General features: G+C 47.1%; 8 protein-coding genes. 3 read left to right on the top strand and 5 right to left on the bottom strand.

The genetic code is table 11. From position 1 onward, the window contains the following. Nucleotides 1-2: 2 nt before the first annotated feature. On the bottom strand, nt 3-5,087 hold the full coding sequence (locus tag P0078_RS09200; protein WP_282934101.1) for a non-ribosomal peptide synthetase: 5,085 nt from the start codon (nt 5,085-5,087) through the stop codon (nt 3-5). A gap of 165 nt (nt 5,088-5,252) precedes the next feature. Between P0078_RS09200 and P0078_RS09195 the strand changes: the two genes are divergently transcribed. Next, a complete protein-coding gene (locus P0078_RS09195) occupies nt 5,253-5,465 on the top strand; it encodes a hypothetical protein (protein WP_282934100.1) in 213 nt (70 codons plus the stop codon). 893 nt (nt 5,466-6,358) lie between these two features. Here the strand turns inward: P0078_RS09195 and P0078_RS09190 are convergent. From P0078_RS09190 to argS, 3 genes are all read right to left on the bottom strand, one after another. Beyond that, nucleotides 6,359-7,837, bottom strand: coding sequence for a nucleoside hydrolase (locus P0078_RS09190; protein ID WP_282934099.1), 1,479 nt, complete (start codon nt 7,835-7,837; stop codon nt 6,359-6,361). 181 nt (nt 7,838-8,018) lie between these two features. Beyond that, complete coding sequence (locus tag P0078_RS09185; RefSeq protein ID WP_282934098.1) at nt 8,019-8,906, bottom strand: dTDP-4-dehydrorhamnose reductase family protein; 888 nt, start codon at nt 8,904-8,906, stop codon at nt 8,019-8,021. Between the two features lie 162 nt (nt 8,907-9,068). Further along, entirely contained in the window at nt 9,069-10,805 is a 1,737-nt protein-coding gene (argS, locus tag P0078_RS09180) for an arginine--tRNA ligase (protein WP_282934097.1), read from the bottom strand. Nucleotides 10,806-10,950: 145 nt separating this feature from the next. Here argS and sbcB point away from each other — a divergent pair, with 145 nt between their 5' ends. Next, entirely contained in the window at nt 10,951-12,402 is a 1,452-nt protein-coding gene (gene sbcB / locus P0078_RS09175) for an exodeoxyribonuclease I (protein ID WP_282934576.1), read from the top strand. Between the two features lie 111 nt (nt 12,403-12,513). Next, nucleotides 12,514-13,530, top strand: coding sequence for an aspartate carbamoyltransferase (locus tag P0078_RS09170; protein ID WP_282934096.1), 1,017 nt, complete (start codon nt 12,514-12,516; stop codon nt 13,528-13,530). Nucleotides 13,531-13,674: 144 nt separating this feature from the next. On the opposite strand, the gene P0078_RS09165 is transcribed toward P0078_RS09170, so the two are convergent. Beyond that, nucleotides 13,675-13,944 (bottom strand): hypothetical protein, encoded by a 270-nt coding sequence (locus tag P0078_RS09165; protein WP_282934095.1) that lies wholly within the window; start codon nt 13,942-13,944, stop codon nt 13,675-13,677. Between the last annotated feature and the right edge of the window lie 16 nt (nt 13,945-13,960).

Here is a 13,960-nt window from a genome sequence, read left to right as displayed (position 1 = left end):
AATTAAATCTCCATTACAAGCTGATTTATAGTCGTAGGATCATCAGACAGCTTGGGAATTACTACGCTTTTCTGGTTCTTTAATGCGAGTGCTAATCTGGCAATGGTGCTGTGCTCTAATAGTAGGCGCAATGGAATATCTATCCCGTTCGACTTTCGGCTGACAGCTGTGAGCCTTACTGCATTGATGGAGTTACCGCCGATACGGAAGAAGTTATCCTCTATCCCGACTTTGTCCAGATTCAATACTTCTTGCCAGATTACACATAAATGTCGTTCAAGGTCATTTCTTGGCGCAACATAATTTTGCTGGGTGACCAGTTTTGGATCGGGTAATAGTTTGGGGTCAACTTTGCCATTGATATTAAGGGGAACGGCATCTATTAAATTATATGAATCAGGTACCATATAATTGGGTAGGCTCGACTGTAGAAATGACTTTATTGCGTCGAAATCCAGTACTACATCATGTGTTGAAACCAAATAGGCTGCCAAGACTTGATTACCCTTTAACTCCCGTTTAATAACAACTGCCTGTTTTATTTCGGGGTGAGTGCACAAGATGTTTTCGATTTCGCTTGTTTCTATTCGATAACCACGGATTTTTATTTGGCTGTCGTTACGGCCAAAATACTCTAGAGAACCGTCAGGTAACCAGCGGACCAAATCACCAGTTTTATATAATCTATCGTAACCTCTATCGAGATCTTCCTGTGTTGCAAAATAGTTGGGAATAAATCGCTGTTGCGTTAAGGTTTCTCTATTTAAATATCCGCGAGCCAGGCAAGCTCCACCTATATATAATTCGCCAATAACACCAACAGGTGAATAGTGTCCATATTCATTTAATACATAAAGCCTCACATTATCGATTGGTTTTCCTATGTTTATTTGGTCAGGTTTCTCTATTTTTTGCTGTGTCACACATACCGTGGCTTCTGTCGGGCCATATTCATTAAATGTGGGCTCGGCAGGCAATACTGGTAATGGACTTAAATTGTCACCACCTGTGTGAACTAATGTTAATGTGGACTTTCTTAGCTCCTCTGCAATTTCATTGAGCATTACAGTTGGAATAAATGCCTGGTTGATATTATTTTCATTGATATATGAAATTAGCTTTTCACTCTCAACCCGGCATTCATCTGAAGCAATATGGAGCTCCGAGCCAGATAAAAGTGCCGGGAATATTTCAAAAACGCTAGCATCAAAAACATAGTTAGAGAACTGCAATATCCGCTTTTCAGTATCCAATCGATGACTTTTGATCATGTATTGAGCCAGATTTACTACACTTTGATGCTCTATCATCACCCCCTTGGGTTTTCCTGTAGTGCCTGAGGTATAAATCACATATGCCAGGGCTTTGGAGTCGAGCTTGATACAGGGGGCCGTTGGCGATTGAGTGAATAGCAATTCAGGTATATCAACAGAAATAAGTAATGGAACATTTTTTAGCTCTGACAGTTTTTTATCAATCGCAGTAAAGTGATACTGTTGCGTTAGGATAATGGGAGCTTGACTGTCTTCAAGGATAAATTGAGTACGTTGCTCTGGGTATTTTGGAGAGATAGGTAAATAGGCGCCACCAGCTTTTAGAACGGCTAATATACTGATCACCATATCCAGGCTACGATCTAAATACAAAGCTACTAGGGTATCTGGCATTAACTCTTGGCCAGTTTGAGTTCGGTGTTGAGAGCGTATAACCTGGGCAAGTTGATTTGCTTTTTTATTAAGTTCCTGATAGCTAATAGTACTATTCTGATACACCAGAGCTGTATTTTGTGGGGTTTTACTCACTTGGGATTCAAATAATTCGACCAAATTACTGGTCGCTGCATATTCAGTATCGGTATTATTCCATCTGGCGAGCTGTTGCTTCAGTTGGGGATCAGCTATAACCAAATCTGATATTTTACTGGCTTTCCCGTTCAGGATTTGGGCCATTACTGACTTAAGTGAGGTCATCATATTCTGAATAAACCAAGGGGCATGTCGTTCCTGATTGAACTCCCATAGGACAGTAACTGGGTCGTCACTGCCTTCCTGTCCCATCCTCGGGATAACCACAATATTTAAATCGAACTTTGCGGATTTGCTGCCGATGGCTTCGACCAATTGCATCTCTGAGATGCCAGGCAATGTCATTTTCGGTAAGGGAGAATCATGAAAACTAAAGCAGACCTGAAATAACGGATTTAGTCCTTTGATACGTTCAGGATTTACCAAATCAACTACGGTTTCAAATGGAAGTTCCTGATTTCTTTGTATTTCTTGTGTCGTATCAAAACAGGTGTGAATAAAATCATTAATTTCTTGTTTTGAGTTTTGTTTTATTCTTGCAACATTGGTTGCGACCATCATTCCAATAGTGTTTTCTACTCCTTGGTAATTACGGTTCGCAGTACCAGTGCCGACGCAAATATCAGTATCTCCGGAATATTGAGATAATACTAAGTTGACGGCCGCCAGCATAAAGGAAAATGGCGTCACTCCCTGTTTCTGGCAATACGTTTGTATCTCATGCCAAAAACTTCGAGAGATCTTCATTTTTTTAGTGTCTCCTCCCTTTAAGTCCCCTGTGGCGGTCTGGGGCAAATTAATTTTAGTCGGGGCATCTTTTAGTTTTTTATACCAAAATAGTTTCTGTTTTTCAGCCGCTTCGCTCGTTAGCCAGTTATTTTGAAAAACAGCAAAATCTGCGTACTGCCCAACATGATTTAGAGTTATATTTTTTCTACCCTCAAGCCTTTGCTGGTAGCAGAAGAATAAATGTTCAAGAAATATATTCGAGGACCAGCCATCATGAACAAGGTGGTATTCAATGTGAATAAGAACATGTTCTTTGTCTGTTAATTTTACTAATCCCCAGCGTACCAAAGGTAATTGGGTAATATCGAATACCTGATTCAGTTCTTCTGCCAATAAATAATCAACCTGCTGCTGAGCCTGTTGATAATTCATGGAGCTAAAATCATATCTGGCTAACTTTACCTGGTAGCCTTCATGGATATATTGACAGGGCTCCTCCAAAGAATAGGAGCTTCGGTAAATCTCATGTGCATCGACTACATCCTGGATAGAGAGAGTAAGAATGTCTGGATTGATTTCACCTTTTAGGATTAATTTGCTTTTTGCATGGTATGCTCTATTTCCTGGATTGGACTTCGTTAAAAACCATATAGCTCGTTGCTGTGAGGATAAAGGTGAAACGATTCGATATTTTTCATCCCTGGCATTGATACTAAAAGTCGGTTGGCAGCGAGGTAATTCCTGCCAGATATTTTCAGGTGTACGCTCTGTATAAATTAGTTCAACTGGAATGCTTATAGATACTTCTCTGGCGAGTTTGGAGGATAATCTAATGGCTGAGATTGAGTCGCCACCAGCGGCAAAGAAGTCTTCTTTCCATGCCAAAGGTAATGCTGTATATTCATTCATTAAGGCTAGAAAAGCTGATTGTTCAGAATCAAGATTCTCGTCCACGATAGCGGACGTATTGTCTTTTGCCATTGATAATAAAGTCGACTTATCTACTTTTCCATTCTCTGTCAGTGGGAGCTCAGGCAAAATTAGATAATGCTCAGGTACCATGTGAGATGGTAGGTGTGCCTTTAGGTGTGATACGAGCTGTTGTATTTCCAACGAGACTTCTTGCTTGAGTACTGCATATGCATGCAGCGATTGTTTATGTCCAGTATCGCTTACAAGTACACATGCCAAGGCAATGCCATTTAGAGTTTTTAGGCAATTTTCAATTTCTGAAAGCTCTATTCGGTGACCTCGAATTTTTACTTGTGAGTCATTCCTTCCTATAAACTCAAATTCGTCTCCGTGGAGGCGCCGAACTAAATCTCCTGTTTGGTATATGGATTTATAATCGTCATCAATAATGTCTGGTGGCAATAAAGTGCTACTGATGAATTTTTCGGCCGTTAAGTCTGGTTTTTTCCAGTAGCCAGCGGCAATGCCGGCGCCGCCAAGATACAGCTCTCCGATATCTCCGATTGCCACCTGCTGTAAATTATTATTTAACACCCAAGCTTTAGTATTATTTAATGCCGTGCCAATATTGTTTGCCGAATCTCCATGCTTAAAAAGGTGTGCGGTAGCGCACACAGTAGTCTCTGTTGGTCCATAGGCATTGAAAATCTTGCTTTGCTTGTTGAGCTTTTGCATCATATTTAGGGATGGTGCTTCACCGGCAACAACAATGCTTTGCAAGGAGTGAAGTTTGTCTTCGGGTAATAACGCTAATAATGATGGAGGTAAAGTGGCAAACTGTATTTGATTGTCTCTGATTAGATTTGCAAGTTTATTGTGGTCTTTACGTTCTTCATCACTAGCAATATAAATCGTTTGGCCTAAAAATAGACTGGCAAATATCTCGAATACACTGGCATCAAAAACATATGATGCAAACTGTAAAGTGCGTTGAAAATTTTCTAGTGAAAATCTTTCAATTTGCGCCGAAGCGAGGTGAAGGATATTCTGATGAGTGATCATGACCCCCTTAGGGTTGCCCGTTGTTCCTGATGTGTAGAGTACGTAGGCAAGATCATTAAGAGAGTTTTGATTTACTTCATCCAGTGAAGGGCTGCTTTCTCTAGTATCTGTATTGTCAGAAAATAGTAAGATTGGCGGGTTACGATTTGAGTTTAGCCAGCTCGTCAGTTGAAATTTATGATGAGTCTGAGTTACAACCACTTTGGTTTTGGTGTCCTTGAAAATATATAAAGCTCTCTCCCGTGGATACTTTGTAGAGATTGGAACATAGGCAGCACCAGCTTTTATTACTGCCAGCATGGCTATTACCATGTCTAAGCCTCTATCTAAATACAGTGCAACTAAATTTTCTTCTGAATTTTCTTCTTTAGCTAGCGCCTGGCTGATTAGGGCTGAAAGTGATTTTGAGCGCTCATCAAGCTCTTGATAGCTAATACTAATTCCTTGATATACAAGAGCTGTTTTATTTGGATTTATATTGATTTGCTTTTCTAAGCAGCTATAGACGGATAGTGCTTTTGAGTTGAAATTCTCACTTTTGATGTTCGGTGAGTTAACGATTTCATTGATTTCCATCATCAGTTATCCATTTTTATTTTTTTGATTTGTCGTTAATGGTCAGTATTGAAAGTGATAGTTTTGAGTGTTGCCTGGTTTATACTTCTCTTTGGTGACGTTTCATATGTTGCAAATATGACAATTTTGTTATTTGTTCTTTAACTGCGTGGCGCCTTGGCTGGGTGGTTGCTTTTAGATGTTCAAGCTAATAAATCAGATCTTTTGAGAAGGCTGGATCGAGCAAGTAAATTAATATCGCATAATGAGGGCCGAGAATTTTCAGCCGTGAAAAATGACTTTTTACGGTTGGCTTATAATGAGTGGGTTGGTGGGATGTGTATTGTTTGGATTGAAATTGCTTATACACCGCCTGCCAATATTGAAATAAAGGTGGGGTAATAAATGTGGCTAAGTTATTGGAATAATGTGCATTTTTCATAGTGCCAACTTCCATGATTATCTGTCACTACAATACTGCGCAGGGACGTTATCAAAAATAATTTTGTGCATCAACAAAAAGGTGCTTGCAATATTTATATTGGATTTTCTGGCGATTATTTATTTGGTAAGGGTTTTGTTGGGGCGAGTAGGCGTTTTTGGTGTGTGGTTTTTTAAGTTCGAAAATGTGCGGGTAATTCGTTTTTTCTCGGGTTTTAAGTTTGTAGGATTGAAGTGATTATCGGTATGTTGGATGTTTTTACATTGTTTTTGGGTGAGGTTTTGGTGTTCTGATTTTTAGGACTCTTAAGTGGGTGTGGCTAAGAATTGTTTTGGTTGGTTTTACTTTTATGAACGCGCTGGTTGTGTAGCTTGGTAATGCTGATTAAGAAAATTGATCTTGTTTTGTTGGTGTTTTTCTAAATATATGAAATATTTACTTTAAATAAGGTTTGCAGTCGTTTCTGTGTGGAATAAAGTCAAGATTTTTGGGGTATGTATTTTGGGTTGTTCGGTAATGAAGTCTTGGCGCTGTATAAACGGTTTTCTATCTCGATGGCATAGGGAGTGTCAGCGATATAATATATGCTCAAATTGAGCGTAATCAGATACTCAAAGATAGAGATATAGAGCTAGTTCCAACGATATGTATAAGGATTTAAGAGAAATTGTTTGATTATATGTTGAGGGGCGTATGAGGGAGATATTCAATACCCGATATCAATATAAGTTCGTTGAATTAAGTTATTGTAAGCTTGTGTGTTTGTCGATATTTTTTAAAAAGAGAACCTTCTTATATTTCAATTTCGGAAGAAATGATTTAAGAGGTCCCCTTTTGCTAGTCGTAGTAGTAGTTAGTCTAATTTATTCATGCATCTGGGCCCCTTCCGCGCCGCATTAAAACGATCACGCAAGCGTTCAATCATTGCTGAGCGCGCAGCATCGTGGTTTATACCCATAACGACATTTACTGCCAAGCCCTCACCGGCCTCAGCAAAAGTAGTCTTTCCCACTGTTGGGTCAAAGGTAATCGGATCATAGGGAGTTGTGCTGTCGGCTAGGCCTGCATCTAGTTGATCGACGGTGATATAGCCGGGCACTAATTCCATTTCCAGGGTTTCAGGTTCCAGTAGTACCATCGCAGCGATAATATCCCAGAGGCGAATAACGGCATCCATGGCGAAGTCACCATTACCCTGGAAATCCCCACCCTCAAATTCACGAATGGAACTGAGGAGTTGGGAGGTGTAGCAGGCTTCCGGAGTTGCGCGGCGCTCTGCGAGGGCTTCGATGGTGCTGCCCTGTACTTTGGCCATATCGGTTGAGTTGGTCGGAACCAGATAGGTTTCAATACTATTTTTACTCAGGGCGTCGAAGGCCCATTGTGCGCTCAGTGGGTCGAGCAGAATATTGAATTCCTGATGGGTACTGAAGTCGCTGTCACAGCCGAAGCTGGGGTGGGAGAAAATATTGCCGCCCAGATTTCTAGATTTATCGCCAAAGCAGGCTGCTTCGTGATTCTCGGTAAACGGCTCATAATTCTCAAAGCCACCACCCATCATAATAACGCGGTCAATTTTAGCCAGCTGCTCTTCGTTGGCTTTGCCAAGTACCCGGGCCAGGGTGGTGAGTTTGCCGGTATTGAAAACTACTGGGCGTTGCTCCAGGTTATCCATCGTATCCAGGATAATGTCTTCGGCTAGCTCAAAGCTGAAGGAGACACCGTTGTTACCTTGGTAGCGGTAGTGCTCCTGTTTTGCGCGCGGGATTAAGTGGTCAGTTCCATATAAGGTAGAGCCGTTGTCACGCCAGGGGCCGGGTACATACTGGCCGTAGAGATTGATACCCATGGCGTTGCGGCGCTCCAGGTTCCAGGTACCGGTGGAGAAATCGGAGGAGTTGGGTAGTTGATAGTCTTCTCTGCCGAGAACGGCCTTATCGTCATTTACCGGAGATACTGAAGCTTTGCCGTTTGCGCCGTAGGCGACTTCTTCTGTGGCAAAATAGGCTCCGCGAATAACCTGGGTATCATTATTTCCCAGCCATTCGAGGATGTTGTAAACAGTGTTGGCCCCGTGCGCTACGGTATTGAAAGAGTCCTCAACGACAGCCAGCTCCAGGGTATAGCGTGGGTCTTTGGCGATTAGCATCAGTGCTACGGCATCGTCAAAGTTATTGAAGTCGCCAATCCAGATAATGGGTTGGGCGTTCTCGATCTTGATGGCCTGGTGTGGTTTCTTGCTGTGAGGTCCGCTATCCGCATTGCAAGAAGCCAATGTGGTTAGGCTGCCCAGTACCAGAGCTCCTACAGAGAACCAGTGTTTTAATTTCATTTATCCTTCCCTAAATATTCGAGTGGTTTTACTCGGCAATCCAATAGCTCCTCCCTGATCTACTCGATTGCCACCTTGTAGCACCGTTTGTTGTATGAGTTAACGGTATTACACAGGTGTGAGCCGGAACATGGCCGGCAGCGATACTTCCCTGTAGCGCTTTGTCTGAAAGCTGTTTAAATCAGCCTTCAATAAATGGCTTTAAATTTCGTAATAGCTGTTGCTCCAGGGGTTCACTACCGTTAATTCCCATATCTGTCAGTTTTGATTTATCCAGCTGGCAATTGTAAGGGCGTGGCACTGTAAAATTGGGTTCACTTTCAGCGCTCAGGTGTTCGGCATTTAGGTTACAAGCCTTGGCAATAATGTGTGCGAGTTCGTAGCGTGTGCAGGCCGTATCGCCACTCCACTGGTAAATGCCTTCAAAATTGATGCCTCTACGGATTTTTAGTAGGCATTGCTCCAATACTTCGGCCACTTCCTCCACACTGGTGGGAAAACGAATAGCCCAGTGATCCAGCGTGACTGGCTTTTGCTTGCGCAAAGTATCCAGTAGGGCGGTGATACCGGATTCCTCCAGATAGGCAACGGGCCCGAATAACCAGGGCAACCTCAATACCCAGTGACTTCCGTTATTCAGTACCGCCTCTTCCCCTGCCAATTTACTGCGGCCATAGAAGTTAACCGGGTTGGGATTGTCATCAGCTTTGTAGGGCGGAGTGCTGCCATCAAAAACATAGTCGGTGCTGATATACACTAATTGTGTATCATTTTCGTTACAGTATTTCGCCAGGAATTCCGTGCTGCTGACATTGAGCTGCCAGGCGGTGTCGGGGCTGTCGGCGCAGCGATCAGGCCAGCGCTCGGCGGCGCAGTGAATGACAATATCGGGATTAACCTGTTGCAGGCAGGTCTTCACTGCTTCGCTATCGGACAAGTCCAGGCGAATTAAATTATCTCCCGCGCGGGAAAAGGCGGTACCGGTAACAGAAAAAATCGGATTGCTGGAAAGCTGTTTAAATACACTGCGCCCCAATAGGCCGGAGGCGCCGGTAATCAGTATTTTCACGGGTGATTTCCTTTTGTCAGGCTGGCGGGAAACGTGTGGCCTGAGTGGGATAAAAGATGGTGCAGGATGGTTGGGTAGGCCACAACTGAAGGCCGCCTACCCGGGTGCTGCCCGGTTTGCCTATCTGAAAAGTTACAGAAGGTGATACCGGGCTGGAGCAATTTACATCTGCTCCATCACTTCAATGCCAAGCAGATCGAGGCCAGTAGCGATAGTGCTGGCCACTAGATTACATAATTGCAGGCGGCTGTGCTTCTGCTGTTCACTTACGCCTTCTTTCAATACTGGGCAGGCTTCGTAGAAGCTCATATAGGCGCTGGCCAGTTCGTACAAGTAGGTGCAGAGTACGTGCGGGAAGGTATCTTTGGCTACCTGGTCCAGTACTTCGCCAAATTGGCTTAGTTTAATTGCCAGGGCGCGTTCCTGTGGGCTTTCCAGTTGGATATCGCCCTTGAGCTCGTTCGGCTCAATACCGGCTTTGCGGAAAATACTGCGTACGCGGGTGTAAGCATACTGCAGGTAGGGGGCGGTATTGCCCTCAAAGCTCAGCATGGATTCCCAGCTGAAGATGTAATCGTTAGTGCGGGTCTTACTTAGGTCCGCATATTTCACCGCGCCGATGCCCACCTTGCGCGCGATTTCTGCACAGGTTTTTGCATCCAGCTCTGGGTTTTTCTCAGCCACCAGCTTCTCTGCACGCTCTACTGCTTCATCCAGGAGGGCTGCCAGTTTTACGGTGCCGCCGGTGCGGGTTTTAAATGGCTTACCGTCATCGCCCATCATAGTGCCAAAAGCGCAATGCTCTAGAGAAACCGACTCCGGCAGGAAGCTCGCTTTGCGTGAGGCGACAAAGGCCTGTTGTAGGTGCAGGGATTGGCGAGCATCAACAACATATAGGATACGGTCGGCACTGAGTTGGTTGGCACGGTAGCGGATAGCGGCCAGGTCGGTGGTGGCATACAGGTAGCCGCCGCCTTTCTTCTGGATAATCATCGGGCTGGGGTTGCCTTCCTTATCGGCCATCTCTTCCAGGAAAACAACGATCGCGCCCTGGTCTTCAACAGCGATTCCATTATCCAACAGCTCTTTTACCAGCACCGGCAGATCATCGTTGTACTGGCTTTCAGCGTAAACGTCTTCCTGTTTGAGGGTGACATTCAGCTTGGAGTAGATTTCTTCGCAGTGGCTGATAGAGATATCAATAAACTGCTTCCATAGTTTCAGGCACTGCTCATCTCCGCCTTGCAGTTTTACAACGTATTCACGGGCGCGATCGGCAAAGCCTTCTTCGTCATCAAAGCGAACCTTGGCTTCGCGGTAGAAGACTTCCAGATCGGCCAGTGCCACTTCTGCATCACTGTCTGCCAGCTTGTCGGAAAGGTGTGCCAGCAACATGCCGAATTGGGTGCCCCAGTCGCCCATATGATTTTGGCGAACTACTTTGTGACCTTGGAACTCCAACAGTCGTGCCAGGGCATCACCGATAATGGTGGTGCGCAGGTGGCCTACGTGCATTTCCTTGGCCAGGTTGGGGTGGGAATAGTCGATGACTACGGTCTTGGGCTCTTCAACCGAGGCGATATTCAGGCGCTTATCGCCTTGGGCGGCCAATAGTTGCTGGCTCAGCCACTGTTCACTCAGGTGGATGTTTAAGAAGCCAGGGCCAGCGATCTCGACCTTTTCGATCATACCGCCCTTATCCAGCTGCTCAAGGATCTTGCCAGCCAGTTCGCGCGGGTTGGTGCCCATACGCTTGGCAGCGCCCATAGCGCCATTGGCCTGGTAGTCGCCAAACCCGGCTTTCTTCGCAGGTGCCACAATCGGGCCGCATTCTTCGGGGATACCGGCGGCGAGCATGGCGGCCTGGAATTTGTCGGTGAGGAGCTGGCGAATATTCATAGAGTGAAGTGCTGTCTTAAATTCGTGGAAACGCCGAATTTTAATGGGCGGTGGCGGCTTTGCAACCAGCGTTGGCAAAGGAGTTGGTCCGGAGTGGCCTAAATCTCGACTTGGGTGTCCAGACGAAGAGGTTCTCGGTGGTATGATGCCGCCAAATTATGGAGGTACCGTGAGTTCTACCACACTTTATTGGCACGATTATGAAACCTGGGGTACAGACCCGGGTGCCGACAAGCCGGCGCAGTTTGCCGGTATCAGGACCGACGAAGAACTGAATATCGTCGGCGAGCCATTGATGATTTACTGTCGCCCTTCAGTGGATTGCCTGCCACAGCCGATGGCGAGCCTGGTGACTGGCATTAGCCCGCAGAAAGCCCTGGCCAATGGAGTGCCGGAAATAGAGTTTATCCAGCGCATCCTCGCCGAACTGGGTGCGCCGGGCACCTGTGGGGTGGGCTACAACAGTTTGCGTTTTGATGACGAGGTAACTCGCTACACCCTTTATCGCAATCTGCTCGATCCCTATGAGCGGGAATGGCGCTCCGGCAACAGCCGTTGGGACATTATTGACATGGTGCGCCTCACCTACGCCCTGCGCCCAGAGGGAATCCAGTGGCCCACCCGTGAGGACGGTGCGCCGTCCTTCCGCCTCGAAGAATTGACCGCTGCCAATGGGATCTCCCACGAGGGCGCCCACGATGCGCTGTCGGATGTGCACGCCACCATTGATATGGCGAGGCTGATCCGCAAACAGCACCCAAAGCTGTACGATTATGTGTTCCGCCTGCGCCGCAAGCAGGAGGCCGCCAAGATGATCGATATGCGCGAGCGCCGTCCGCTATTGCATATTTCCGGCAAGGTCTCTGCTAACCATGGTCACTTGACCTATGTGATGCCCTTGGCCAGTCACCCGGTTAACCGCAATGCGGTTATTGTTGCCAACCTGGCGATGGACCCCGAGCCATTACTGAGCCTGGATGCAGACACTCTGCGAGAGCGCCTGTACACCTCTCGCGACAAGCTGGGTGAGGGTGAGTTGCCGGTAGGGCTGAAACTGGTGCATTTGAACAAGTGCCCGGTATTGGCGCCCGCAAATATGCTGGATGACAAGCGCGCCGCAGAGCTGGGTATCGATCGCACAACCTGTGAGGCGAACTGGCAGAAGCTCAAAGATATCGATTTGACGGAAAAGCTGCACAACGTATTCCTGGATCGGGAATTCCCTGAGAGAGATGTGGAAGCGGACCTTTACGGTGGATTCCTCAATGACTCTGACCGCGATATCTGCCGTGAACTGCACCGTGGACTGGCGGCCCGAGGTCCGGAAGCTTTGGCGGGTGAAGTGCCTTTCACCGATAAGCGCCTACCCGAGCTGCTATTCCGTATGCGGGCGCGCAATTTCCCCGAGACCCTGTCTGAAGAAGAGCACCAGCGCTGGCAGATCTGGTGTTTCCAGCGCTTAACTGACGCTACTGCCGGGGCCTCAATCACCCTGGAAGATTACTTCCGCCAGCTGTCTGAGCTGCGGGTGCAGCACCCGGAGCGCATTTCCCTGATTACAGAGCTGGAGAACTGGGGCGATAGCTTACTCGCCTAATGTGTCGAATCACGTCAGCGGCCGTTCTTCCTCTGGGCTCTTTCCTGGTGCCCGAGTAGAATGCCGCTCGCGAATACCCGGCGCCCACAAGGCGCAACCACTGGAGTAACCATGGACTTTATCGGAGCCAATATACTGTCGGTCAGCCAATTTGAGCGCGCCGACATAGAGCGCGTATTTGATGTAGCTGACGCCATGACCCCCTATGCACAGCGTGAAAAGGTAACGCGTGTATTGGAAGGGGCGATTCTCGGCAATATGTTTATGGAGCCGAGCACCCGTACTCGCCTGAGTTTTGGAGCCGCCTTTAATCTGTTGGGCGGTACTGTACGTGAAACGGTAGGAATTACTGCCAGCGCTATGGCAAAGGGCGAATCCCTTTACGACACCGCCCGAGTGCTATCGGGCTATAGCGACGTGATTTGTATGCGCCACCCAAAAGAAGGGTCGGTGGCTGAGTTTGCTGAAGCGAGTCGTGTGCCGGTGGTCAACGGCGGCGACGGCGCCAATGAACACCCCACCCAGGCACTGTTGGACCTCTACACCATTCGCAAGGAACTGGCTGCGCACGGCCGCACCCTGGATGATTTTCGTATCGCCATGATCGGCGACCTCAAGCACGGCCGCACGGTGCACTCCCTGTGCAAACTGCTGTGTTTGTTTGGCAAGGTGCAGATTACCCTGGTTTCTCCACCGGAACTGGCGATGCCGGAAATGATTGTGGAGATGCTGCGCGGGGCGGGGCACGAGGTGACGGTTACCGATCAGCTGGAATCCTCTATCTCCCATGTGGATATTGTTTACTCCACCCGTATCCAGGAAGAGCGTTTTGCCTCTCAGGAAGAGGCCAACCGCTACCGTGGGCGCTTCCGCCTGAATAAGGCTATTTTTACCCGCCACGCAGAGCCTAACACGGTAATCATGCACCCCTTGCCACGGGATTCACGGGCAGAGGCGAATGAATTGGATACCGATCTGAATGAACATCCGAGCCTGGCGATTTTCCGCCAGACCGACAATGGCTTACTGGTGCGTATGGCTCTGTTTGCCATGTTGCTGGGTGTTGAGGATCAGGTAGATAAATATTCCCGCGATGTGAACTGGTATAGCCGACGCAATCGGGTATAAAGCTACTCAACTGGGCGTAAATCCCGGTGGAAATAAACAAGGCCCCGGCTAATTCTGTTAATCTGATGGAATTAGCCGAGGTTTTTTGTTTCCGGTCTAGGGTGTCGTGAATGCTAAAGTGATTTTGCTATTCCGCTGTGGCACTCAATATCCAAATATTAGCGTTGAGCCAGATGTCGCATCAGGGATGGATGCATGTCGAAGCAGAATTCGCCCGTTTTGTTCTTTCGCAGCCTGGTTTCCCTGGCGCTGCTGCTCAGCCTTTTTGTGTGCAAAAGTGCCGCCCAAGAAGGGCCCTTTCCCCATGTAGCCATACTCAAAATTGATGGCGCCATAGGTCCCGCGACGACTGATTATTTCAAGCGGGCTACGCAGGAGGCTGTGGACCAGGGCGCAGAGTTCGTGATTCTGCACCTGGATACTCCTGGGG

The sequence above is a fragment of the Microbulbifer sp. VAAF005 genome (assembly GCF_030012985.1).
Classification (GTDB): Bacteria; Pseudomonadota; Gammaproteobacteria; order Pseudomonadales; family Cellvibrionaceae; genus Microbulbifer.
This window is presented reverse-complemented; position numbering and strand designations above follow the sequence as displayed.

Bases quoted from the DNA above. Each gene is read 5' to 3' on its own strand.
- P0078_RS09200 (WP_282934101.1), bottom strand. From the start codon at position 5,087: ATGATGGAAATCAATGAAATCGTTAACTCACCGAACATCAAAAGTGAG.
- P0078_RS09190 (WP_282934099.1), bottom strand. From the start codon at position 7,837: ATGAAATTAAAACACTGGTTCTCTGTAGGAGCTCTGGTACTGGGCAGC.
- argS (WP_282934097.1), bottom strand. From the start codon at position 10,805: ATGAATATTCGCCAGCTCCTCACCGACAAATTCCAGGCCGCCATGCTC.
- sbcB (WP_282934576.1), top strand. From the start codon at position 10,951: ATGCCGCCAAATTATGGAGGTACCGTGAGTTCTACCACACTTTATTGG.
- P0078_RS09170 (WP_282934096.1), top strand. From the start codon at position 12,514: ATGGACTTTATCGGAGCCAATATACTGTCGGTCAGCCAATTTGAGCGC.